The 24,355-nt window shown below is 65.8% G+C and carries 21 protein-coding genes; 11 read left to right on the forward strand and 10 right to left on the reverse strand.

The window, feature by feature from the left end; all coding sequences use genetic code 11:
* Positions 1-19 precede the first annotated feature (19 nt).
* The 9 genes from fhuB to HNS03_RS13905 all read right to left on the reverse strand — a co-directional run bounded on the left by fhuB (position 20) and on the right by HNS03_RS13905 (position 10,080).
* The gene (fhuB, locus tag HNS03_RS13865; RefSeq protein WP_367196096.1) at positions 20-1,993 is read right to left on the reverse strand and encodes a Fe(3+)-hydroxamate ABC transporter permease FhuB; all 1,974 of its coding nucleotides are present in this window, start codon (positions 1,991-1,993) and stop codon (positions 20-22) included.
* On the reverse strand, positions 1,990-2,892 hold the full coding sequence (locus tag HNS03_RS13870; protein ID WP_367196097.1) for an iron-siderophore ABC transporter substrate-binding protein: 903 nt from the start codon (positions 2,890-2,892) through the stop codon (positions 1,990-1,992). The genes fhuB and HNS03_RS13870 overlap by 4 nt, the downstream gene beginning before the upstream one ends.
* A gap of 4 nt (positions 2,893-2,896) precedes the next feature.
* Positions 2,897-3,706, reverse strand: coding sequence for an ABC transporter ATP-binding protein (locus tag HNS03_RS13875; RefSeq protein ID WP_367196098.1), 810 nt, complete (start codon positions 3,704-3,706; stop codon positions 2,897-2,899).
* A gap of 8 nt (positions 3,707-3,714) precedes the next feature.
* Positions 3,715-5,787, reverse strand: coding sequence for a TonB-dependent siderophore receptor (locus HNS03_RS13880; RefSeq protein ID WP_367196099.1), 2,073 nt, complete (start codon positions 5,785-5,787; stop codon positions 3,715-3,717).
* Positions 5,788-6,177: 390 nt separating this feature from the next.
* Positions 6,178-6,552, reverse strand: coding sequence for a cupin domain-containing protein (locus tag HNS03_RS13885; protein WP_367196100.1), 375 nt, complete (start codon positions 6,550-6,552; stop codon positions 6,178-6,180).
* A gap of 89 nt (positions 6,553-6,641) precedes the next feature.
* Entirely contained in the window at positions 6,642-7,151 is a 510-nt protein-coding gene (locus HNS03_RS13890) for a MarR family winged helix-turn-helix transcriptional regulator (protein ID WP_367196101.1), read from the reverse strand.
* A complete protein-coding gene (locus HNS03_RS13895) occupies positions 7,145-8,005 on the reverse strand; it encodes a fumarylacetoacetate hydrolase family protein (protein ID WP_367196102.1) in 861 nt (286 codons plus the stop codon). Before HNS03_RS13895 ends, HNS03_RS13890 begins: the two co-directional genes overlap by 7 nt.
* A gap of 87 nt (positions 8,006-8,092) precedes the next feature.
* The gene (gene gtdA, locus HNS03_RS13900; protein ID WP_367196103.1) at positions 8,093-9,154 is read right to left on the reverse strand and encodes a gentisate 1,2-dioxygenase; all 1,062 of its coding nucleotides are present in this window, start codon (positions 9,152-9,154) and stop codon (positions 8,093-8,095) included.
* Positions 9,155-9,291: 137 nt separating this feature from the next.
* Entirely contained in the window at positions 9,292-10,080 is a 789-nt protein-coding gene (locus HNS03_RS13905) for an SDR family NAD(P)-dependent oxidoreductase (protein WP_367196104.1), read from the reverse strand.
* A gap of 232 nt (positions 10,081-10,312) precedes the next feature.
* Here HNS03_RS13905 and HNS03_RS13910 point away from each other — a divergent pair, with 232 nt between their 5' ends.
* Together HNS03_RS13910 and HNS03_RS13915 are read left to right on the forward strand one after the other, a co-directional pair.
* Positions 10,313-11,089, forward strand: a complete 777-nt coding sequence (locus HNS03_RS13910; RefSeq protein WP_367196105.1) for an alpha/beta fold hydrolase — start codon at positions 10,313-10,315, stop codon at positions 11,087-11,089.
* Positions 11,089-12,255 carry an LLM class flavin-dependent oxidoreductase gene (locus HNS03_RS13915; RefSeq protein ID WP_367196106.1) on the forward strand — a complete coding sequence of 389 codons (1,167 nt, stop codon included), beginning with the start codon at positions 11,089-11,091 and terminating at the stop codon, positions 12,253-12,255. Before HNS03_RS13910 ends, HNS03_RS13915 begins: the two co-directional genes overlap by 1 nt.
* Positions 12,256-12,289: 34 nt before the next feature.
* Here the strand turns inward: HNS03_RS13915 and HNS03_RS13920 are convergent, their stop codons facing one another.
* Entirely contained in the window at positions 12,290-13,000 is a 711-nt protein-coding gene (locus HNS03_RS13920; RefSeq protein ID WP_367196107.1) for a GntR family transcriptional regulator, read from the reverse strand.
* A gap of 276 nt (positions 13,001-13,276) precedes the next feature.
* Between HNS03_RS13920 and HNS03_RS13925 the strand changes: the two genes are divergently transcribed.
* The 9 genes from HNS03_RS13925 (at position 13,277) to HNS03_RS13965 (ending at position 24,259) form a co-directional block, all read left to right on the forward strand.
* Positions 13,277-14,125: an SDR family NAD(P)-dependent oxidoreductase gene (locus HNS03_RS13925; protein WP_367196108.1), complete on the forward strand. Its 849-nt coding sequence runs from the start codon at positions 13,277-13,279 to the stop codon at positions 14,123-14,125.
* 14 nt (positions 14,126-14,139) lie between these two features.
* Positions 14,140-14,805: an NADPH-dependent FMN reductase gene (locus tag HNS03_RS13930; RefSeq protein WP_367196109.1), complete on the forward strand. Its 666-nt coding sequence runs from the start codon at positions 14,140-14,142 to the stop codon at positions 14,803-14,805.
* A gap of 79 nt (positions 14,806-14,884) precedes the next feature.
* Positions 14,885-15,868, forward strand: coding sequence for a TAXI family TRAP transporter solute-binding subunit (locus HNS03_RS13935; RefSeq protein WP_367196110.1), 984 nt, complete (start codon positions 14,885-14,887; stop codon positions 15,866-15,868).
* Between the two features lie 170 nt (positions 15,869-16,038).
* Entirely contained in the window at positions 16,039-18,000 is a 1,962-nt protein-coding gene (locus HNS03_RS13940) for a TRAP transporter permease (protein WP_367196111.1), read from the forward strand.
* A 42-nt stretch (positions 18,001-18,042) separates the two neighbouring features.
* Positions 18,043-19,062 (forward strand): NAD(P)-dependent alcohol dehydrogenase, encoded by a 1,020-nt coding sequence (locus HNS03_RS13945; protein WP_367196112.1) that lies wholly within the window; start codon positions 18,043-18,045, stop codon positions 19,060-19,062.
* Between the two features lie 305 nt (positions 19,063-19,367).
* A complete protein-coding gene (locus HNS03_RS13950; protein WP_367196113.1) occupies positions 19,368-20,078 on the forward strand; it encodes a dimethylsulfonioproprionate lyase family protein in 711 nt (236 codons plus the stop codon).
* Between the two features lie 418 nt (positions 20,079-20,496).
* Positions 20,497-21,264, forward strand: a complete 768-nt coding sequence (locus HNS03_RS13955) for a gluconate 2-dehydrogenase subunit 3 family protein (RefSeq protein ID WP_367196114.1) — start codon at positions 20,497-20,499, stop codon at positions 21,262-21,264.
* A 5-nt stretch (positions 21,265-21,269) separates the two neighbouring features.
* On the forward strand, positions 21,270-23,030 hold the full coding sequence (locus HNS03_RS13960) for a GMC family oxidoreductase (protein ID WP_367196115.1): 1,761 nt from the start codon (positions 21,270-21,272) through the stop codon (positions 23,028-23,030).
* Positions 23,031-23,041: 11 nt separating this feature from the next.
* Positions 23,042-24,259: a cytochrome c gene (locus tag HNS03_RS13965; protein WP_367196116.1), complete on the forward strand. Its 1,218-nt coding sequence runs from the start codon at positions 23,042-23,044 to the stop codon at positions 24,257-24,259.
* The last annotated feature ends 96 nt before the right edge of the window (positions 24,260-24,355 follow it).

Consider the following 24,355-nt stretch of genomic DNA (forward strand, 5'->3'; position numbering starts at 1 on the left):
AAACAAGCCATCGGCCAGGTCATTGCCGCCGCCGCAGAAGAAGCAGCAGGACCGGCGCGCCGACGAGGGCGGAGACGAGACCGGCGGGAAGCTCGTAGGGGAAGCCGGCGTTGCGGCCGACGAAGTCGGCGACCACCATGATGGTGGCCCCGCAGAGCGCGGCGCCGATGATTTGCGGCAAGGCGCGGCGCAGTCCGAGCTCGCGAGCGACATGGGGCGCCATCAGGCCGACGAAGGAGAGCGGCCCGACAACCAGCGTGCCGGCTGCCGTCAGGCCGACCGCGAGGGCGAGAAGCGCCAGCCGGACCGGAGAGACGGCGACGCCGACGGCGCGCGCCGTTGCCGTGCCGAGCGGGAGGATGTCCAGCCAGCGGGCGACGAAGCAGGCGACACCTGTCAACCCGGCGGCGAGCGCGAGCGAGACGAGCGCGGGCCTCAGCTCCATGCCGTAGGTGGTGCCGGAGATCCAGGACAGAAGCTGCAGCGCGCGGGGGTCTCCCGAGGCCGACACCAGCCCGATCAGGGCATCGAGCAGGGCGGTCAGCGCAATGCCGGCGAGCACGACCCGTTCCGGGGCGAAGCCGGAGCGCCGGCCCATGGCCAGAACCGCGACCAGGACGAGAGCGGCGCCTGCCGCGGCGGCGGAGAGTTCGGTTGTCAGGGTCGGCGCGGCGGTGAGGAAGAGGGCGGCGGCCAGGCCCATGGTGGCTCCCGCGCTGACGCCGATGACCTCCGGGCTCACCATCTCGTTCGCCGTGAGCCGCTGCAGGATGACGCCCGCAACGGCCAGCATCCCACCGGCGGCAATCGCCGCCAACACGCGCGGAATGCGCCAGGGCAGCACGGTGGAGAGGGCGTCGCCGGTGGCCAGCACCCAGCCGCCGTCGGTGCCGCGCCCGATCAGGATCGCAAGGCCGGCGATGGCGACGAGAGCGAGCGTGGCCAGGATCAAAACCAGCGGCCCCTTGGCCCTGCGGACCCGGGCCACCGCAGTGGGAAGCGGCTCCCGGCGGTCGCCGATCTTCAGTCGGGGCAACAGCAGCAGCAGGAGCGGCGAGCCGAACACGGCGGTGACCGCGCCGGTCGGCAGGAACGCGGCGAGCGGACCTGCGGCCATGTTCACCACCGCATCGGTAAGCCACAAAAGACCGGCGCCGATCGCCGGTGCCCACAGGATCTGAGAGGACAGGCGCCGGGCACCTGCGATCCGGGCGATCGTGGGAGCAACCAGGCCGACGAAGCCGATCACGCCCACCGCGCTGGTGATGACGGCGGCAAGGGCGAGCGCGATCGCTGCGCCGCCCCAGCGAACGAGCGCGATCTTGAGGCCGAGGGCTTGGGCCTGCTCGTCGGAGAGCGTCAGCAGGCCAAGCGGCCGGATCAGCAAGGCGGCGGCGAGCGCCAGCACGGCAAGGCGCGGCAGCAGAGCGAGCGGGATGCTCCAGTCCTGCTGGTGCAACGAGCCGGCCCCCCAGATGAACAGGCTCATCAGGTAGTGGTCGTGCAGCAGGATCAGGAGCGACGACAGGGCCTTGCCGTAGAGGCTGACGATCAGGCCGGCAAGCACGAGCGCCACGGGCGCGAAGTTGCGGCGTGTGCCGATGGCGAACACCGCGAGCCCCGCGACGAGGCTGCCCAGAAGCGCCACGGCGTCACGCCCGAACATCAGCAGGCCGGGGGCGTAAAGCGTCGCGAGCGCCAGCGCCAGTTCCGCGCCCGCCGAAAGGCCGAGCGTCGTCGGAGACGCGAGCGGATTTCTCAGGACCTGCTGCAGCAACACGCCGGAGAGGCCGAGCCCGGCGCCGGCCAGGAGCGCGGTCGCGAGTCGCGGCAGATCGGAATAAAGCAGCACGAGCCGGTCGATGTCGAAGCCGTCGGTCGCGGTACCGAGATGGGCCAGCTCCGGCCCGAGATGGGCGAGGCTGAGCGCGGCGGCCGGCAGGAACAACAGAAGCGCGATGACCGGCAGCCGGAGGGGGGCGGTGTGCGTCATCCGTGGGCGGCCGTAGTCAGATCGGTGATGAGGCGAGCAAAGCGCAGTGCGGAGGGGACGGCGCCATAGGCGAGCGCGCCGGGAAGTTCCGCATAGCGACCGGCGGCGACCGCAGGCAGGCGATTCCAGAGTGGGCTTTCGGCAAGTGTTGGTTCGACGTCGGGTGGGATCGGCTCGATGGCCACGATGGTCGAGCCGGGTTCGGCCTGGGCCAATTGCTCAAGTCCGATGGTCTGGAAGCCCCAGAAATTGGTCGGGCCCGTCCAGCCATTTTTCAAGCCGATTCGGTCGAGCGCATTCTGGAACAGGGCGTGGGCGCCGTAGACTCGCGCATGGCGGGCATCCATGAAATTGATCAGGACGACCGGGCCTGGGCGGGCCTTGGCGATGCGCGTGCGCCAGTCTGCGAATTCGGCATCGGCCTTGGCGAGATAAGCGTCCGCGTCCGCTCTTCGGTCCAACCGGTCTCCGAGGGTTCGCGTTGCCGCGTAGGCGCGCTCAAGGGGTTCGCCGTCGGGCGCGTAAATCGTGAGCGACAGCACCGGCGCGATGTCCTCAAGCCGCGAGCGCAGGGATGCGACGTAGGGCGTCGCGAGGATCAGGTTCGGCTTCAGCGCGGCCAGGCGCTCCAGGTTGATCAGCCGGTCCATGCCGAGATCGGCGACGTTTGCGGGAAGCGGCGGTTCGACCACCCATTTCGACCAGCCGGCTGCGGCCGCTACGCCGACCGGCGTGACCCCGAGCGCCATCGCCGTGTTGGCGAGGCCGTAGTCGAGCGAAACGAGGCGCGGTCCCTCGGAGGCCCGCACCGGCAACGGAGCGGCGATGGCGCTTGCCGCCGAGGCGGCGCCGGCAAGGACGAAGGCGCGGCGGCTCAGCGCCGGGCGAACCGGGGCCATGGCATCACCCCGCGCACGCGACCGGGATCTGAAGGGTCGGATGCTGCAAGATCTGCATCTCCACGCCATAGATCTCGGAGAGCGAGGCCTGCGTCATGATCTCGACAGGAGTTCCGGAGGCGATCAATCGGCCGGCCTTGAGGGCATGAAGCCGGTCGCAGAACCGGGCGGCCATGTTGACATCGTGCAGCACGACCACGGCCGTCATGCCGCGCTCGCGGCTGAGCCGCTGGACCAGACTCAAGACTTCGATCTGGTGGGCGATGTCGAGCGCGGAGGTCGGCTCGTCCAGGAGCAGGCATTGCGGGTCCTGGGCCAACGTCATGGCGATCCAGGCCCGTTGGCGCTCGCCGCCGGAAAGCGTGTCGACCATGCGCTCGGCAAGCGGCTCCAGGCCGCATTGGGCGATGGCGTCGTCGACGACCTCGTGATCGCGGCTGCCGAACCGGCCGAGCGCGCCGTGCCACGGGTAGCGCCCGAGGCGAACCAGCTCGCGCACGGTCAGGCCGGTCGCGCCCGGCGCCTGCTGCGGCAGGTACGCCACCGAGCGCGCGAACTGGCGCTCTGGCCAGGCTCGGACCGGCTGTCCGGCATAGGTGAGGTTGCCGGCATTCGGCGTAAGCTGGCCGGCCAGAAGCTTGACCAGGGTCGACTTGCCGGACCCGTTGTGGCCGATCAGGCCGGTGACGCAGCCCGGCGCGATCGCGAGCTCGATGGCGTCGAGGATCTTGCGACCATCGACTTCAAAGCCGAGCGCCCTCGCCTCGAAGGGAGGCGGGGGCGTGGCTTCGGACAAGGATGGGGACGCGGCCATGGCGGGCTCTAGAACCGGTAGCGCAGGCTGCCGATGATCGTGCGTCCCTGGCTCCAGTAGCAGTAGCCATCCGCGCAGGCTTCCGGCGTCTCGTCAAACAGGTTGGTGGCGTTGAGCTGGAAGCGGAGCCCTTCGAGCTTCGGATTGCGGTAGCCGAAGTCGTAATGGGCGGCGGCATCGACGAAGGTGCGGGCGTCGTTCTCGATGATGTTGTAGTCGTCGCCGTAGCTCTCGCCGACATAGCGCACGCCGGCGCCCAGACCGAACCCGGCCGCAAAGCCCTGCTGGAAGGTGTAGTCGGCAAAGATCGAGGCTTGGTGGAGGGGAATGCCGTTCAGCCGGTTGCCCTCGGTGTCGCGGGCGCCGTCGTTGATCTCCACGTTGGTGTAGGCATAGGAGGCCGTGACGCTGAGGCCATTGGTGAGCGATGCCTGGCCTTGGATCTCAAAGCCGCGCGCCGTCATGTCCTGCTGGACCTGCTCGTTGATGCCGGTCGAGGCATCGAACACGACGCCGTCTTCCATGTCGATCTGGTAGACCGAGGCGGTGATCAGCGCGTTGTGGCCGGGCACGGCATATTTCACGCCGCCTTCGATCTGGTTCGCCGTGGTCGGCGCGGCCGGCTCGCCGGTGATGAGCGTGCCCACATTCGGCGTGAAGGTGGTGCCGTAGCTGACATAGGGCACGAAGCCCCAAGGCGTGCGGTAGGAGAGGGCGGCGCGATAGGTCCACTCCTCGTCGTTCTGGTCGACCTGACTTGCGGCCGCCGTGTTGGTTTCCGCCGTCAGCCAGTCGTAGCGAGTGCCGAGATTGATGATGAAGTTGTCGATCTCGATCTCGTCGTTGGCGTAGAGGCCGAACTGCTGCTGGGTCTGGCTTTCGTTCCAGGTGGCAATCGGCGGGGCGCCGTCGCGCGGCAGGGTGCCGGTGCCCTGATAGTCGTCGTAGTCGACCCAGTTGTAAGCGGCGCCGACGATCAGGGTGTGGCTGGCGAGCCCGGTGTCGAACTCCGCCTTTCCGAAGTTGTCGGTTACGAACGTCTTCATCTCGTCCTTGACCAGGCCGGCATAGTAGCTGCGCGGCGACAGCGTCACGATGCCCGAATACTGTTCGTCGGTGTCGACGTAGGCGTAGCGGCTGTTGGAGAAGACCGAAAAGGTCTCGTCGAAACGGTGTTCGAACTCGTAACCGATCCGCCACTGGTCCTGGGTGAACTCGTTGTAGGAGTCGTCGTGCAGCAGGATGTTGGTCGCGCCGTCGGCGTCGTTGTAGGGGAAGGCGCCGCCGCCCGTGGTGGCGTTCATGTACTCGCCGAGCACGGTCAAGGTGGTGTCGTCGGTCGGCTTGAAGGTGATCGCGGGGGCGATGTAGACGCGGTCGTCCGGCACGCCGCTGATCTCGGTGTCGGCGTCGCGCAGCACGCCGGTGAGGCGGTAGAGCACGGTCCCGGCCTCGTTGAGCGGACCGGAGAGGTCCATGTTGCCCTGGATGCGGTCGTAGGTGCCGGCCTCGATCATGACTTCGCGGAACGGCTGCTCGGTCGGCTTCTTGGTGACGAGATTGACGATGCCGCCCGGGCTCGAGGCGCCGTAGAGCGTGCCCGACGGTCCTTTCAGCACCTCGATTGCCTCAAGGCCGTAGGTCTCCGTGCGGAACTGGCCGGAGGGGGCCGCGAACTGGCGCAGGCCATCGCGGTAGAGACCGTTGTAGGTGACGTTGAAGCCGCGCAGGAAGAAGGAATCGAAGCGTGGCTCGAAGCCGTACATGCCCGCCGTGATGCCGGGGACGTAGCTGACCGCGTCCTCGACGGACTGCGGGTTCAGATCTTCCAGCTGCTTCTGGCTGACGATCGAGATCGACTGCGGAATATCGACGATCGGGGTTTCCGATTTGGCGCCGATACGCCCGGAAATCGGGACATAGCCATCCTGCACCAGACCCTGGTTGCTCTGGGCCGCGACGCTGATGGTGTCCAGAACGATGGTGTCGTCTTGGGCAAGGGCCGGGATCGCGGTCAACGGGAGCACGAGGGCCGCTGTGACGAGGGCCGGACGGGATCGGTTGGCAGTCGGATCGAACATGACGACGTCCTGGGTTATTTCGGGCACGCTCCGGCGAGGTCGCGGTCGGTCGTCTGTCGCCAACGCGGTGTCGGGCGGTCGTGCGCCACGGTCTTGGCACGTCTCGTCAAGCCAGTGGACTGGCTGGGACAGACTGAGGTCTTGACCTATGCAAAGCATGGATTGACTGTCAGATTGCAGACGGCACGGGAGGGGCGCGTCAACAAAACTTGACTCTACTAGTCAGCTTTTGACGCATAGGTCAACGTGCACCGGCTGGCTTTGCCCAACGTGTTGCGTTTGGGTCACGGATTTTGCCGATTTCGCGCCAATTTCTCTTTTAAAATCAATATTTTGGAGTTTTGTTTGGGACGGTTCGGAGCGTCGCTCCGGTCCCCTTGGCCGGTCGGCTTAAGAAAACCGATAGGCCACGTCCTGGAGCGGAACCTCGGGAAAGAAGAAAAGAATGCGCAGCGGTTCGGCGCCGGTGTTGCGCGTCTCGTGCCAGCAGTCGCTGGGCACGTAGGCGGTGATGCCCGGGTGGAGCGGGTGCCGTTCGCCGGAGATCTCGACTTCGCCGAAGCCGGCGGCGACATGGTAGATCTCCGCCGGTTCGTGATGGTGGAAGGGCAGGATGCCGCCCGGATCGATCTCGACGATGCCGAGCATCGGGGCGAAGCTTTCGGGGAACGCGGTGGTCCAGCGCACGCGGTCGTTGCGGCCATGGACCGGATCGGTCCAGGCCTGCCATGCCGATTCGGCCAAATCGAAGTGCGAGCCGGCCATCGCGGTCGCTCCCTGAGCTGCATGTTCCAGGCACGCGGAGGGTCGTCGCATCTGCCTCCGATCGTGCTCCTTGAACGCAGCCGACCCGGCTATTGGTTCCCCGACCGCTCCTCGCCGCCCGCGATCGCCTTGTCGAGCAGGCGCAGCAGGGTATCTCGTTCGCGCGCGGTCAGCGCACCGAGGAGAGCGGATTCGTGCCGGGCCGTAACGCTGCGCACGGTGTCGGCCGCGCTGTGACCGGCGTCGGTCAGCCGGAGCTCGTAGGCACGCCGGTCGCGGGGCGAGCGCTGGCGCGCGATCAGGTCGGCCTCGATCAGGGGAGAGAGGGACTGCAGGAGCGTGGGGGTTTCCACCTGAAGAAGACGGGAGAGGCCGACCTGTGTGAGGCCGGGATTGCCCTCCACCAGCAGCAGGATACCGCCCTGCACCGGCGTAATCTGCGGATGCAGGTCGCGAAACAGCCGGCTCCAGTGGCTGACGAATCGGCCTTGGAGGCGACGCAGTCGGAAGCCGATCACCCCCTCCAACGGCGCGAGCGACAGCGCCTCCTCCGGCGCTGCCGTCTCCGACTCGTCCTCCTGGGCGGCTTGGGTCACCATGTGCCGCGCACGGCGACCTCGGTTTCGCCGATCTTGTCGATCCAGGCGTGCATGACGTCGCCCGGCACGACCGGCGCCACCCCTTCCGGCGTACCAGTCATGATCACGTCGCCGGGATAGAGCGTGTAGGCCTTCGATGCGTAGGAGATCAGCCGGGGGATGTCGAAGATCAGAAGGCTGGTGTTCGACTTCTGCTTGGTCACGCCGTTGACCTTGATCTCGAAGTCGAGCGCGCTGGCGTCGGGCAGCTCGTCGGTGGTGACGACCCAAGGCCCGAGCACGGAGAACGTGTCGAGCGACTTGCGGAAGCTGCGGTCCTCGGTGCCGCGGATCGTCATGTCGAGGCCGATCGTATAGCCGGCGACGTACGACAGCGCATCGGCTTCGGAGATGCGGAAGCCTTGCTTGCCGATCACCACCGCCAGCTCGATCTCGTGGTCGATCCGGCGATCCGCCCAGTCGGCGACGACGCCTTCACCCGGGCCGATCAGCGAACTCGGCGCTTTCAGGAAGACGCCATATTCCTCGATGGTGCGCACGTGGCTGCCGAAATTGATCTCGGTATCGACGCGCGATTCGTCGAGGTGGAGCTGATAGTTCACCGGCGCGGCGACGATCTTGCCCGGATTGGCGATCGGGCTGAGCAGTTTGACCTCGGCAATCGGCTTCGACGGCGCGCTCGGCGCAAGCCGCTCCATCTCGCGACGTACATCCTCGAAATGGGTCATGAACTGGTCTCCCCGCGGGAATGGCCAGCGCAGAGCGGGAAGAATGTCGGTGGCGGCCGTCACGTCACGGACGGCGTCGCCCTCGACGAGGCCCAGACGATCGTCGTCGAAGCGGCAGAAGCGCATGCGATGCCTCTTTGTGGAAAAGGATCAGGAGAAAGGGGCCGCGCCGGAGAGCCCCCTCCGACGCGGAAAACGAACGAAAGGACCGGGTCAGGCGCGCTCTTCGCGGAAGAAGCCGAGCTTTTCCTGGGCGACGCGGTCGGACAGGCAGAACAGGAAGCAGTCTTCGCTGGCTTTCACCGAACGCCAGGCCCAGGCCGGGAGCACCATCACGTCGCGCGGACCGAAGGAGAAGGTCTTGTCGCGGGTGGTGATTTCGCCCCGTCCTTCCGCGACGCACATCACGATGCCGTCGGTGGAGCGCATCCGCTTGGTGGTAAAGCCCTTGGGGACATGGGTCATCCAGGCCGACATGGTCGGCATGGTCCAGCCGCCGTCGACCGGGTTGGCATAACGCAGCGTGGTCGCGGTATGCGGGTCCGGATCTTCTCCCTTCGCCGCGGCGACAAGCGCTTCGCGGGTGCGCTCGTAAGGATAGTTGAAGATCGGGGTCGTCAGGCCGTAGCGGCGCCCGGAGTCGTCGAGCGGCAGAAGGCCAGAGCCAAAGCGCGCAAGCGCGTCCCCTTCGGGGCGCGTCAGGCTCTGGCTCTTGTCGTTGTAGCCTTCGGAAAAGCCGGCTTCGAAGAAGCGCACCATCGGCAGATCGAGGCCATCGAGCCAGACGCAGGGGCCGCCGCCCTCGTTGCCGTGATCATGGTAGGCCCAGTTCGGCGTGATGACGAAATCGCCCGCCTTCATGGTGGTGCGCTCGCCGCCGACGGCAGTGAAGGCGCCTTCGCCTTCCAGCATGAAGCGCAGCGCCGACGCGGTGTGGCGATGGGCCGGCGCGGTCTCGCCCGGCAGGATAAGCTGCAGGCCGGCATAGATCGTGGACGTGGCGCGACTTTCGCCCACGAAGGACGGGTTCTCCAGCACCAGCACGCGACGCTCGGCTTCTTCCGCAGTGAGCAGGCCGCCGGCCTCCATCAGCAGCGGCCGCACGTCCTCGTAGCGCCACTGAAACGGCACGGCCTGCGAGGTTGGCTCGCGCGGCATCAGCCCTTTCAGCACCTCCCAGAGCGGAGCCAGATTGTGGGGTGCCAGCCGGTCGTAGAAATCCTGCCGCTTGGCGCGGGTGGCCTCGTCGGATGCGATGGTCGCATGTTCGTTCATGATGATCCTCCCTGCCGCTCTTGCGCATCTTGCGGGCGGCGTCTTGAGATCCCGATCGTCGCGTCGGGGCGGCGTGAATTAATTAGGTATACTAATCATTATGCCGGTTCGCAATGCGGCCCATGGGCGGAAATGCCTCAGCGCGCCGCCATGCCGCCGTCGATCGGGATCGTCGTCCCGGTCATGAAGCTCGACGCGGGCGACGCCAGAAGCAGCATGAGCCCCTTGATCTCCTCGGGATCCGCGATCCGGCCGAGCGGCACGAGGGCGGAGAAGGCCGCCTCGATTTCGGGCTGACGAATGCGGCCGCCGGCGATGTTGGTGCGGAAGGGGCCGGGGGCGACGGCGTTGATCAGCACCCCGTGCGGGGCGAGCTCCATCGCTGCCTGGCGCACCAGATTGACCAGGGCGGACTTGGTCGCGGCATAGGCGTAGCCGACCATCGGGTCCGACTTTAGCCCGGCGACCGACGCGACCACGACGATGCGGCCATCGCCCTGCGATTTCATATGCCGGGATGCGGCCTGGACCGTTGCGAACACGCCGGACAGGTTGACGGCGACGACAGTGTCCCAGGCGGTATCTTCGATCGCTTCGATCCGGCCGGCTTCGGTGCGATAGCTCGGACCGGCGGTGATGCCCGCGCTTGCGACCACCACGTCGAGGCGCCCATGCCGTGCGACCACGTCGTCGATCGCAGTTCGAATCGCCGGCCGATCCGACACGTCGAGCGGAACGCACTCCGCCCGCCCGCCGGCATCCGTGATCGCATCGGCAACGGCGTTGAGCCCGGCCTGGTCGATATCGGTGAGGACGACCGTCGCACCCGCCTCGGCGAGCACTTCGGCCGCGGCCTTGCCGAGTCCGCTGGCGGCGCCGGTGACCAGTCCAAGCCGGCCTTCCAGGGCGAACCGGTCCATCACCATGGCATTCCTCCCATTTCTTGTTTGGTATTTCTTATCTCGGAGACGCTGACCTGGCAAGGGAATGATTTTGGCTAAAAAATATAGATAAAACAATATATTATGAAATTATTGCGTCAAGCCTTTGGAATGTTGCCTGAGGCAGCTTGACGCATATGATCTAAAAAGGTGTACAATCTTGCGAAAGGCGCCGCATCCGACGAACGGCGCCGCGATCAAGGGAGGGCAAGAGCGCATGGCTCACGCCGAAACGATGGAAACGGTCGCCGGCTGTCGCATCCGGGTGATGCGCAAAGGGGAGGGGGCGCCGCTGCTGTTCCTGCATGGCGCGGGAGGGGCGGGCGCGTGGCTCCCGTTCATGGACACGCTGGCCGAGCGCTATGACGTGATCGTGCCGGAGCATCCCGGCTTCGGCGGCTCAGACACGCCCGAATGGCTCGACAATGTCGGCGATCTCGCCTTCTTCTATCTCGATCTGATCGATCAGTTCGGCCTTGAGGATGTCCATCTGGTGGGCACCTCGATCGGCGGCTGGATCGCGGCGGAGATGGCGACCCGCAACTGCGAGAAGCTCAAGACGCTGACGCTGGTGGCGCCGGCGGGCATTCACGTGCAGGGCGTCAAGCGCGGCGACATGTTCACCTGGTCGCCGGAAGAGCTGACCCACAACCTGTTCCATAACCAGGAGATCGCCAAGGCGGTGCCGGCGCCCGCCGACGAGGACGAGCTGCTGGTCGTCCTGAAGAACCGGCTCACCACGGCCAAGCTCGGCTGGCATCCGCGCATGCACAATCCGGATCTCAAGAAGTGGTTGCACCGCATTTCGGTGCCGACGCTGATCTTGTGGGGCGCGGAGGACAAGCTGCTGCCGCCGGACTACGGTCCGGCCTATCGCGATCTCATTCCCGGCTCGGCGCTCGAGACCTTCCCTGAGTGCGGGCATCTGCCCCACGTGGAGAAGGCCAACGAGTTCACGGCGAAGGTCGTCAACTTCATCGAGGGAGCCGCGTGATGAAATTCTATCTGATGCACCTGATGCCGTATTCCGAGCTCGATCCGGACTACGACCAGGACCACAACTCCGCCTGGGTGACGCTCCCCAACAGCTACTACGACCCGAAAAAGGGCGCGAAGCTCTACAACCGCTATCTCGACGAGCTGGAATATGCCGACCAGCTCGGCTTCGATGGCGTCTGCGTCAACGAGCACCACCAGACCGCCTACGGGCTGATGCCGCAGCCCGGCGTCATGGCGGGCGCGCTGGCGCGGCGCACCAAGAAGGTGAAGATCGCGATCCTGGGGCGGGCTCTGCCGCTGCTCAATAATCCGGTCACCGTCGCGGAGGAGTTCGCGATGGTCGACAACATCACCGAGGGGCGCTTCATCGCCGGCTTCGTGCGCGGCATCGGCTCCGAATATCATTCCTGGAGCGCGAATCCGGCGCTGTCCCACGAACGCTTTCACGAGGCCCACGACCTGATCGTCCGCGCCTGGACGGAGACGGGGCCGTTCGCCTTCGAGGGTAAGCACTACGAGTTCCAATATGTGAATTTGTGGCCGCGCCCCTATCAGGAGCCGCATCCGCCGATCTGGATTCCCTCACAGGGTTCCAGCGAGACCATCGAATGGGCCTCGCACCCGGACCGGCGCTACACCTATCTGCAGACGTTCACGCCGGTAGCGATGCTCGCCAAGTATATGCAGATGTATAAGGACATGGCGGCCGAGCACGGCTACGAGGCGACCGAGGACCAGCTCGGCTGGTCTGTGCCGATGTATATCGCGGAGACCGACGAGGCCGCGCGCCGGGAAGCCAAGCCCCACATCGAGGCGTTCTTGAACAAGTTCCTGCGCATGCCGAAGGAGATGCTGCTGCCGCCGGGCTATCTCTCCTTGAAGTCCATGCTCGGCGTGATGAAGGCGAAGTCGTCGATCGGCGGCAAGCAGACCATCGACGACGTCATCGATAAAGGCATGTTCATTTGCGGCAGCCCGGAGACGGTACGCCAGCGGCTGGAGACCTATCAGAAGGAAATCGGCTTCGGTCACCTTCTGTCGTTGCTGCAGTTCGGTACCCTGCCGGCGGATCTCACCCGCAAGAACATGGAACTCTATGCCGGCGAGGTGATGCCCTATCTCCGGCAGACCGTCGGCGCCTCGGTCGAAGCGGCGCAGTGACGGACGTCCGGTCCCGGTGCCGGGCGGGCTGGATCTACCAGCCCTCTGGGTCCGGGTTGGGCTCGACCAGGATGGAGAACAGGTGGGCGGCCATCGCCGCCTCCGCCCAATCCGGGTTGCGCGTCCTGAGCGCGGAGAGGATCTCGTGATGCTGGCGGTGGGTGCGCCGGGTCCGTTCGTCGACCGGCTCGGAATAGGTGTTGAAGATCGACGCCGGCAGCTCCAGCGAGGCGGCGAGGATGCGTTCCAGCCGCGGACTGTCGGCGGCGCGGGCGATGGTGGCGTGGAACTCGTTGTTGAGCTCGTCGAAGCGCGCCAGGTGCTTGTGCCAGCCGACGTCGTTGAAATGGGCCTCCATCTCCGCCTCGACGGCCTCCAGGTGGGCGATCTGTTCCGGCGTGATCCTGAGGGCGGCCCGGCGGGCGCCATGGGCCTCCAGCTTGGCGCGCAGGCGGAAGATCTCGGCCACGTCGGCGAGCGAGAAGCTCGCCACTTGGCCGCGCCGATAGCGCTCCAGCACGACCAGGCCCTCGTTGTGGAGCCGGCTGAGCGCCTCGCGCACCGGGGTCCGGCTGAGCCCGATCAGCTTGGCGAGCTTGGCCTCCTGCAGGGTCTCGCCGGATTTCAGGTCTCCGGAGATGATGGCGGCGCGAATGTAGCGATAGGCCGTGTCGACCGCGCCGTTGGCGTCGGAGGCGCGGGGCGAGGGAGAGGTCGTGTCCGGAGCGTTTCGGGTGTCCGTCATGGTCTCTGTGGTCGGCTCGAACGGGGTCGCGCGGTGGTGGTCGGAGGGGCGAACAGGCGTCGATGGTATGCGAAATGGGCAACTCATGCGACCGCGGGCTCACGAAATGCACGGATTTCGGTCGATAGCCGCGATGGCGGGATTGATTGGCTTGAGAAGTGGCATACGATACCAACCAACGCGTGGCGCACGAGCGGGATGAGGAAAAGCGGGAGCCGGTCTTCCGTCCGCATTCCGACCGACCTTCATAATATTGATCACGCACGAGGGGATTAGATGGATATCCAGGCGGGGATGGTCGCCTATATTTCCGGCGCGGGTTCGGGCATCGGACGGGGCGTTGCCCGGGTGCTGGCGGGCCGCGGCGTGCGCGTCGGTGTCGCCGACATCCGCGAAGAGGCGGCGGCGGAGACCGTTCGGCTGATTACGGCCGACGGCGGCGAGGCGATCGCGCTTCAGGTCGACGTCTCCGACAAGGCGTCGGTGGAGGCCGCGGCCGACGCGATCGAGCAGGCGTTCGGGCGGATCTCGATCGTCTGCAACAATGCCGGCGTCGCCATGCACGGCGTCCCGGTGCATGAGGTTAGCTCCGAAGAGTGGGACTGGGTCGTCGGCGTCAATCTTTATGGCGTTATACACGGGGTTCAGACGTTCGTGCCCCGGCTTCTGGCCCACGGCGGATCGGGCCATATCGTCAACACCGCCTCGATCGGCGGTTTCCAGGTCAACGCGGCCTTTCTCACTGGCCCCTATTCGACCACGAAATATGCCGTGGTGGCGCTGAGCGAAGCGCTCGCCAACGAGCTGACGGACGCGCCGATCGGGGTCTCGATCCTGGCGCCGGCGGCGGTGAACACGTCGATCCATCTCTCCGAGCGCAGCCGGCCGGAGCGGCTTGGCGGCGCCTATGTCCGCCCGGAAAACCACTTCATGGGCGAGCTGATCCAGGATGGCGCCGATCCGCTGGAAATCGGCAGGCATGTGGTCGACGCGATCGAGGCCGACGCGCTCTACGTCTTCACCCATCCGGAGACGGAGGAGTGGCTGGCAAATCGCTGCGCGCGGATCCTCTCCGGCTTCGATCGCCTGCGCGCCGCCGGCGATCGCCGGCAAGCGGCGGAATGAGGGGAGAGGCAGATATGCGGCACGATCTCGACATCACCTTGCGCGCCTTTCGGCCGACCCATTCCGGCGACGCCCCCCATATCGTCGGCATCGGCGGGACCACCCGGATCGGCTCCTCCTCGGAGACCGCGCTGCGGCTGGCGCTTGCCGAAGCGGTGCGTCTCGGCGCAACCGCGGAGATGATCGCGGGCCCACTGCTCGACCTGCCGGCCTACGATCCCGCCAACGACCATCGCAGCCCGTCCGCCCAGCGACTTGTGCAGGCGCTCAGACGCGCCGACGGGATCATCATCGCCACGCCGAGCTATCACGGCGGCATGTCGGGCATCATCAAGAACGCCATCGACTATGCGGAGGATATGCGCGGCGACGCGCGGCCCTATTTCGACGGCCGCGCCGTCGGCGTGATCGTCACCGCCTATGGGACGCAGGCGCTCGGCACGACGCTCTCCGGCGTGCGCTCCATCGTACACGCGCTGCGTGGCTGGCCGACGCCGTTCGCCGCCGCCATCAACGCCCAGACGACCCCGTTCGAAAACGGCCGTGTGACCCAGCCCGAGGTCGAGGTTCAGCTCGCCACCGTGGCGGGCCAGGTCGTCCAGTTCGCCCGTGCGATGGGGGCATTTTCCGGCTATGGCAACCCGGCCGACGCGGCCGTGGAGGTGGCAGAGGGGAGATAGCGTTCGGCCGTTCGGCACGAGCGGGCGATCACACAAAACGAGGTCCAGCGAAGCGGACCCAGATCCGGGAGGAAACAAGATGAAGATGTTTTTCCGCTTTACGGCTGCCGCGCTTACGGCAGGCGCCATTGCCGCGACGCCTGCGCTTGCCGAGACGGTTTCGATCTCGACGCTGCCGCCCGGCGCCATCAACAACGTTCAGGCCCAGGCGATCGCCAAGGTCGTGCAGGAACATTCCGACCTGCAGATGCGGGTGGTGACCTACAATTCGCCCGGCGCGATCATGGGGTCGACCCAGGCCGGGCAGACCGATTTCTCCTTCATTTCCACCGACGAGACGGGCGCCGCCTTCGATGGCGCGCCGCCCTATGACGGCAAGGCGATGAAGGACCTGCGCGTTGCGGCGACGATCTTCCCGTTCAAGGTCGGCCTGGTGGTGCGCAACGATTCCGACATCCACTCCATCGCCGATTTGAAGGGCAAGCGCATTCCCACCGGCTGGCAGGGCTTCCAGCAGGGGCTTTACCTGCTCGACGCCATGCTGGCGACGGGCGGAACCAGCCTGGACAAGCTGGTGGCGGAGGCCGACGGCGTGCCGACGGCGAACCTTCTGCGCGGCGCGGACGACCTGAAGGCCGATCGCATCGACGTGACCCAGTTCGCCGTAGGAGCGCCGAAGATGGCGGAGCTGGACTCGTCCATTCCCGGCGGCATTCGTTTTCTGAACCTGAAGGACACGCCGGAAGCGCGCGAGGCGATGGCGGCCGTCCGGCCGGAATATCAGCTGGCTGTGCAGAAGCCGGCGCCGCATCTGGCGGGCATCGACGGCGACACCACTCTGATGGAGTACGCCATGGTCGTGGTCGCCAACAAGAATGTGCCCGACGACACCGTCTACGAGCTGGTCAAGGCGATCTACGGCAACAAGAAAGCTCTCGTCGCCGGCCATCCCTCCTTCAACGCCATGACCCAGGACGGGCTCGCCACGCCTCAGCCCCGGGTCGCCTATCACCCCGGCGCGGTGAAGTTCTTCAAGGAAGTCGGCATCTGGCAGGGCGACTGATCGCCCCCGCCGCATTGCCCGCATTTATGGGTCCATGACCTAGGGCGATGAGGACAGGCGGAGCTCGGGTCTCCGCCTGCCTCCCGACGGAGCGGATTTGAATCCATCCTGATTTTGGCTTTCGGACGGGTGTCGCCCGAACGCAAGTGGATCCAGCGAAGGACTGCCTGATGGGCGGCGAGACGAGCGATGCCGAGGACGGCGTCAAGGACGCAAGACTGGTGAAAATCACGAGCACCGCGCTGGGCGCGCTGCTCGCCACGGCCGGCCTTGCATGGGCGGCCGACCTCTACCGCCTCGTCGGGTGGACCTTTCTGACCGAGCAGTTCCTGGCCGCCACGCTCGGCTTCAGCCTCGCGCTGGTCTATATCACGCGGCCGATGAACCGCCTGGCCGTGGGGGCGCGGCGCCTGCCCTGGTACGATGCGGTGCTTGCGCTCGTCTCTCTCGGCGCGAGCCTTTATATGGCGGTGCGCTATCCCACCATCTTATCGGACTTCTTCTCCACGCCGCGCGACGGCTTGATCGCCTCCTGGCTCCTGTTCGTGCTGGTGATCGAGGGGCTGAGGCGGACGGCCGGCTGGTCGCTGGTCATCGTGGTCCTGGCGTTCACGGTCTATGCCCTGGTGGGGCATCTGGTGGGCGGCGATCTTCAGACCAACGAAGTCGACCTCAACACCATGATCTTCTATCTGGGCGTCGACACCAGCGGGCTGTTCGGGATCGTGCTTCTGGTCGGCATCACGGTGGTGATCCCGTTCCTGTTCTTCGGCAATCTGCTGCACGCCTCTGGTGGCGCGTCCTTCTTCAACGATCTCTCGCTGGGGCTGATGGGGCGCTATCGCGGCGGCGCGGCGAAAATATCCATTCTCGCCTCCACGCTGTTCGGATCCATCTCCGGCATCGTGGTGTCGAACATCATGGCGACCGGCATCATCACCATTCCGATGATGAAGAAATCCGGCTTTAAGCCGGAACAGGCCGCGGCGATCGAGGCGAGCGCCTCCAACGGTGGTCAGTTGATGCCGCCGGTGATGGGAGCCGTCGCCTTCCTGATGGCCGACTTCCTGCAGATTTCCTATGCGGAGGTCGCGCTTGCCGCGCTCGTACCGGCGATCCTTTATTATCTCGCCCTGTTCATCCAGGCCGACCTGGAGGCGGGCAAGGCCGGGATCCGGCGGGTGCCCGCGAGCGAGATCCCGCGCCTGATCGCGGTGATCGCCAAGGGCTGGTTCTTCGTGCTGCCGTTCGCGGTGCTGATCTATGCGCTGTTCTGGCTGAACCGCGAGGCGGAGAACGCGGCGATCTACGCCTGCGTCGCCATCATCGCGGTGGGCTTCGTGATCGGCTATGGCGGTGGCCGGCTGACGCCCGGGGCGGTGTGGAAGGCGCTGGTCTCCACCGGGATCTCGGCGGTGGACATCGTGATGATCTCGGCCGCCGCCGGCTTCATCATGGGCATCCTTCAGCTTACCGGGCTCGGCTTTGCGCTGACACTGCTTCTGGTCAAGCTGGGGGCGGGCAGCATCCTCGCGCTCCTGGTGATCGCGGGCATCATGTGCATCGTGCTCGGCATGGGCATGCCGACCTTGGGCGTCTATGTGCTGCTCGCCGTGCTGATCGCGCCGAGCCTGGTGGAGGTCGGCATCCAGCCGCTCGCCGCGCACATGTTCATCCTCTATCTCGGCATGATGTCGTTCGTGACGCCGCCGCTCGCGATCGCGGCCTTCTTCGCCGCCAACATCGCGCGCGCCGCGCCAATGAAGACCGGCTGGACGGCCATGCGATTTTCCTGGACCGCCTATATCATCCCGTTCCTGTTCGTGTTTTCGCCCACGCTTTTGCTACAGAGTCCCTCGGTGACGGCGACGATCGTGTCGCTGGCGACGGCGACCATCGCGGTCTGGTTTGTCTCCGCCGGATCGATCGGTTACGGCTTGCAGCCGATGGGCCTCCTGACCCGCGTGCTCGCGGTCGTCGGCGGTGCGCTGCTTTTGATCCCGGTGGAGATGTTCCGTGGCTCCGCCATTGCCAACGGGATCGGAGTCGTGATGGTGCTTGCGGTGCTCGTCATGGAGCTCTCCGGCCGTCGCGGCCGCGGAGCGCCGGCCGAGCAGGGGGCTGCCGAATAGACCGCTCGCTCGTCGGGTTCCGGCGAGGGATGACGGCGACCAATGGAGGCAGGTTTGAAGGGCATCACGCTTCAGGCACCGGGTGGTCTCGATAGGCTTGTCGCCACCGAATTGGCCGATCCCGGCGCTCCCGGCGCCGCCGAGATCCGCGTGCGCATTCATGCCAGCTCGTTGAACTTCCACGATCTCGGCGTGGTCAGCGGACGGATGCCGACCGAAGACGGCCGGATCCCGATGGCGGACGGGGCCGGCATCGTCGAAGCGGTGGGCGAGGGCGTGACGGAGTTCGCGGTCGGGGATCAGGTCGTCTCGACCTTCTTCCCGACCTGGCAAGCCGGCCCGCCGCCGGTGGCGAACTTTCAGACCACGCCCGGCGACGGCGTCGACGGCTACGCGCGTGAAATCGTGGTGCGCTCGGTCGACTATTTCACCCACGCGCCGAAAGGCTACAGTCACTCCGAGGCGGCGACGCTGACGACCGCCGGCGTGACAGCCTGGCGCGCGCTGATCGTCGATGGCGGACTGAAGGCCGGCGACGTGGTGCTGGTGCTTGGCACCGGCGGCGTTTCGATCTTCGCGCTGCAGATCGCCAAGGCCATGGGGGCGACGGTGATCGCGACCTCTTCGTCGGACGAAAAGCTTGAGCGCCTGAGGGCGATGGGCGCCGACCACACCATCAACTACCGCACCCACGAGAACTGGGGCGAGCTTGCGCTTAAGTGGACCGGTGGTCGGGGTGCCGACCACGTCGTGGAGGTCGGCGGACCGGCGACCCTGCCACAGTCGATCACGGCTGCGCGCATCGGGGGGCATATCGCACTGATCGGCGTTCTGACCGGGCGGGCAGGCGAAATCCCGACCGCGCTGTTGATGGCGAAGCACCAGCGGCTGCAAGGCCTGATCGTCGGCAGTCGCGCCCACCAGACGGACTTCGTGCGTGGGCTGGAGGCGACCGGTATCCGCCCGGTGCTGGATCGCAGCTTCGAACTCGGCGAGATCGCCGATGCCTTCCACTACGAAATCTCGGGCGCCCACTTCGGCAAGATCTGCCTGGAGTTTTAGGGGCGGAGAGGCAACCTGCCGCCGATGCTTCCGGACGGATGCAGGACTGCGATCGGCGTTGTCGTTCGAAAGGGGGCGTATCCTGATCCTTCAGCCTTTTTCGCTCAGATGGAAACTCTGAGCGGTAAGAACGTGCTCCTGGCCGATTTCGGATCTCGCGGATCGACGAACGCGTTGCCATGTTCAGCGTAGAATAGATAGCGCTTGCAGCCGTTTTTCAGACGGCATGGCGCAAGCGGATCTGTTGACGGGGGCCGCTGTTTGAGTGGCACCGATTGGCGACGAACCATCCTGAGGGCCGTTCGATGACCGATACGCTCGACCGCGAAGAGACCGACAAGGAAACCCCGCTCTCTCGGCTGAAAGACACGCCGGACTGGCTCTATCTGCTCCGCGAGTTCGAGGGGCTTTATCGAAAAGGATCCGCGGGCGGCAGCACGTCCATTCGCAGCCACCGCAAGCGGGTGCGGGACACGCTGTCGGCGGTGATCGGGACCAACCCGCAAATCGTCGTCCGGGAGCCGACCACGAAACCGGTCACGGCGCATTTCGGCCGGGCTCTCGATCTTGCGGAGCGCGGAGCGATGCAGAACGTGGCGCGCGCCCTGCGCGAGGTGCGCAGCCAATTGACCTGGGAATATGGCTACGATCGCGCCTCCCGGAGCCTGCGGCAGAAATATGCCTTCTGCGAAATTCTCGGCCCCAGGGGACCGGTCTATGCGGAGGACTTGGTTCTGGGCTTCGTGCTGTTCGCCCCTTCCACGACCTATCCGCAGCATAGCCATCCCGACATCGAGGAAAGCTATATCTCGATCGCGGGGGCCTGGTCGGAGAACGACGCGGCGGTCTATGCGCCGGGATCTTTGATCCTCAACAAGGCGGCCCAGGAGCATCGCATAACGACGGGCGAGGTGGATCCTTCGCTGCTGGCCTATGCTTGGACCGGGCCGCGGGCGCGGCTCGCCAATCCCAGCATGAAGCTGAGTTCGACACGAAGAGCCCGCGCCGTGCATTAAACTGGCGCGGCTTTCGGCACTCCGGCGCCTGCCGCCCGATTTTGCTCGTCAAAAAATTTTGCGCCCTATGGAACATCCGCGCTGACGTCGCTGTTGGGTCTCTAGAACTATAGCAATTCTTATCCTGGAGGGCGCATGCCCGACAGCGACCCACCGGCCGGCTCAGCCCGGTTGCGACGTGCCCACCGGCGGACGCCAACCGGATCGCATCTTGCCTTAAACGCGCTCCCTCAAGCGGGCGACGTTCCGCAATGGGAGTGTGGGCGCTCTCCATCCCGGTCGCGACCTCCCGCGAAATCGCCATCGCGGCTTTCCTTCCGACAGCCCAAGTCTGGTCTTCAGCGACGGGAGCGTGCCGAACACGGCCGCGCTCCGCTCGCTTTTTTCTGCTCGCCCCAACAGCGCGAAAGGCAGGATCATGCCCAAATCGTCCAAGACCGCCCTCGATAGGCGGAGCTTTCTGCGCGGCTCGCTCGTGGCGGCCCCGGCCGTGCTTGCGGCCAAGCCGGCGGAGGCGCGCGAATACGGTGGCGACGGAGGGCCGTGGGAGCCCAACGCCGCCAGGCCGCCGACGGTTGCGCCGGTTCCCTCCAACCAATTCTTCACGGACGACGAGCGCCGGTTCGTGACGGCGGCGGTGGACCGGCTGATCCCGCCGGACGAGGAGTGGCCGGGGGCGGCCGATCTAGGCGTTCCCGACTTCCTCGACGATCAGCTCGCCGGTTCGTTCGGCCGCGGCGACCGCTGGTACATGCAGGGCCCGTGGCCGAAAGGGACCGACACTCAGGGCTATCAGTCCCGCTTTGCGCCGGCCGGGCTCTATCGCCGAGCGATCGCCGCGATCGACGACCATTGCCGCTCGGCCTTCGACGGACAGCGGTTCGCGGAGCTGAGCGCGGAGCAACAGGACGACGTCCTCAAGGGACTGGACGAAGAGACCATCGAGCTTGAGGGTGTGAGCGCCAAGACATTCTTCGATCTGTTTCTGCAAAACACCATCGAAGGCTTCTTCGGCGATCCCGTGCACGGCGGCAACCGGGACATGATCGCCTGGAAGATGATCGGCTTTCCCGGCGCGCGTTACGACAATCGCCCCTACGTCTCCCGCCACAACGAGCGTCTCGATCTGGAGCCAGTGTCCGTCGCCGGCATGACGGCGGCAAGCATTCGCGGACGGAAGGAGTAGCCGAAATGGTCAAGAAGCTGCCGCCTGTCGACGTCGTGCTGGTCGGGTTCGGTTGGACCGGCGCCATCATGGCCCAGGAACTGACGGACGAGGGCCTTAACGTGCTGGCGCTGGAGCGGGGCGTCTGGCGCGATACCTCCACCGATTTTTCCGTCACCAACGCCCAGGACGAAGTCCGCTACCGCTGGCGCAGCGAGCTGTTTGAGGAGCTGTCGCGCAATTCGCTGACTTTCCGCAACGACCGCAGCCAGACCGCGCTGCCGATGCGCAAGCTCGGCTCGTTCCTGCCGGGCACCAATGTCGGTGGCTCCGGCGTTCACTGGAACGGGCTGTGCTGGCGCTTCCTGCCGTCCGATTTCAACGCGCGCTCGCACAACGAGGACCGCTACGGCCCGCTGCCGGAGAACATGACGGTTCAAGACTGGGGCATCACCTACGACGAGTTGGAGCCCCACTACGACAAGTTCGAGTATTTGTGCGGCATTTCCGGCAAGGCGGGCAATCTCAACGGCGAGATCCAGCCCGGCGGCAATCCCTTCGAGGGGCCGCGGAGCCGGGACTATCCCAATCCGCCGATGGAGATGGTGTATGGGCCGACATTGTTCGCCGATGCGGCGGCAAATCTCGGCTACCATCCGTTCCCGACGCCCTCGGCGAACATGAGCCAAGCCTACACCAACCCGCTCGGGGTGGGGCTGGCGCCCTGCACCTATTGCGGCTTTTGCGAAAAATTCGCCTGCGGCAACTACTCAAAGGCGACCGCGCAGACCACCATCCTGCCAGTCCTGATGCAGAAGCCGAACTTCACGCTGCGCACGGAATCCATGGTGCTGCGCGTGCTGAAGAGCCGGGACGGACAGCACGCGCGCGGCGTGGAATATGTCGACACCAACGGCGACGTCTACGAGCAGCCCGCCGACATCGTGGTGCTGTCGGCTTACGTGAACCACAACGTCCACCTGATGCTCGTCTCCGATATCGGCGAGCCCTACGATCCGGATACGGGGCAGGGCGCGGTTGGCAAGAATTACGCCTACCAGATCACCTCCGGCGTGAACCTTTTCTACGACGACAAGGTGTTCAATCCGTTCGTCGGCGCCGGTGCGCTGGGGATGATCATCGACGACTTCAACGGCGACAATTTCGACCACACCGGGCTCGGCTTCATCGGCGGAGGCTTTCTGGTGCAGTCCCAGACCAATGGCCGGCCGATCGAGACCCATCCGACGCCGGAGGGCACGCCGCGCTGGGGCGCCGGCTGGAAGAAGGCCGTGCGCGAGAACTACCTGAGTTCGATCTCCGTCGGCACCCATGGCGCGGTGATGAGCCATCGCGGCAACTATCTCGATCTCGATCCCACCTACCGCGACGTCTACGGCCGTCCGATGCTGCGCATGACGTTCGACTTCACCGACAACGAGCATCGGATGTCGAACTACCTGACCGATCGCGCGGTGGAGATCGCGAAGGAGATGAACCCCCGCGAAATGAAGGTGAACCGGCGCACCGGCCACTATTCCATCGTGCCCTATCAGACCACCCACAATACCGGCGGCACGATCATGGGGTCGAACCCGCGCAACAGCGTGGTCAACAAATATCTGCAGAGCTGGGACATGCCGAACCTGTTCGTTCTGGGCGCCGGCGCCTTTCCGCAAAACCCGGGCTACAACCCGACCGGCACCGTCGGGGCGCTCGCCTACCAGGCCGCTCAGGCCATCCGCGAGCAATATCTGCGCGCGCCGGGGCCGCTGGTCCAGGCCTGAAGGAGACGGCCATGAAACGGATGCTGCTTTCTCTCGGGGTGGGGACGGTGCTCGTCGCGGCCGCCCCGGCGATCGCTCAGGACAACGACTGGAGCGAGATCCAGCGCGGTCTCTATCTCGTGCGCGCGGGGGACTGCGCCGCCTGCCACACCGTGAAGGGCCAGGCGCCCTATTCCGGAGGCTACTCCTTGGAGACGCCGTTCGGGACGATCTATTCGGCCAACCTGACGCCCGATCAGGACACTGGCCTTGGAAGCTGGAGCGAGGCCGACTTCTACCGCGCCATGAACGAGGGCATCTCCAAGGACGGATCGCACCTCTATCCGGCCTTTCCCTACACCCATTTTACCTATGCGACCCGCGACGACATCGACGCGATCTTCACCTATCTGAATTCGCTCGATCCGGTGCGCAACCGGGTGCCGGAACCGGATCTGACGTGGCCGCTCGGCTGGCGTTTCCTGATGACCGGCTGGAACGTCATGAACTTCGAGGATGAGACGTTTCAGCCCGATCCGGACCGCTCCGAGGCCTATAACCGCGGCAAATATCTGGTCGAGGGCTTGATGCATTGCGGCATGTGCCATTCGCCGAAAAATGTCATCGGCGCCGAGAAAGGCGGCGACAGCCGATTTACAGGCGGCACGGCCGAAGGGTGGCTGGCCCCGCCCTTGACCGGCGGCCCGCGCGAAGGGATCGGCGATTGGAGCGAGGAGGATCTCGTCGCCTTCTTGAAGGAGGGCCGCAACGCTCGGACGATCGCCTTCGGGCCAATGGCCGACGTCGTGAAACATTCCACTCAATATATGCGCGATGACGATCTCCAGGCGATCGCCGCCTATATCAAGGCGCTGCCGGAGAACGATGACGCGGACGCGGGCGAGACGGACGAGATCGACGATGACACCCAGGCGCTCGGCGAGCTCATCTACGCCACCCAGTGTTCCGCCTGTCACGCGTCGGACGGCTCGGGCGTAGCGCACATGTTGCCGCCGTTGAAGGGCTCCTCGTTCGTCCAGGCCGACAATCCGCAAAGCGTCGTCAAGCTGATCCTGGAAGGTGGCCAAGGGGTGGCGACGGACCAATATCCCACCCAGCACGCGATGCCGTCCTTCGCCTGGAAGTTGAGCGACGACGAGGTTGCCGCGGTCGCGACCTTTGTGCGCAACGCATTTGGCAATCAGGCGCCGGCCGTCAGTGCGGAGGAGGTAGCCGACTACCGGCATTGAGGCACCGTTCACATGAATTGGATCGCTCCGTGCTCAGCCCGCTCCCCAGACGCTGGCTGAGCCGGATCGACCAAGCCGCAGTGCGTTTGCCGCCCG

Source organism: Amorphus sp. 3PC139-8 (assembly GCF_040750475.1).
Classification (GTDB): Bacteria; Pseudomonadota; Alphaproteobacteria; order Rhizobiales; family Amorphaceae; genus Amorphus.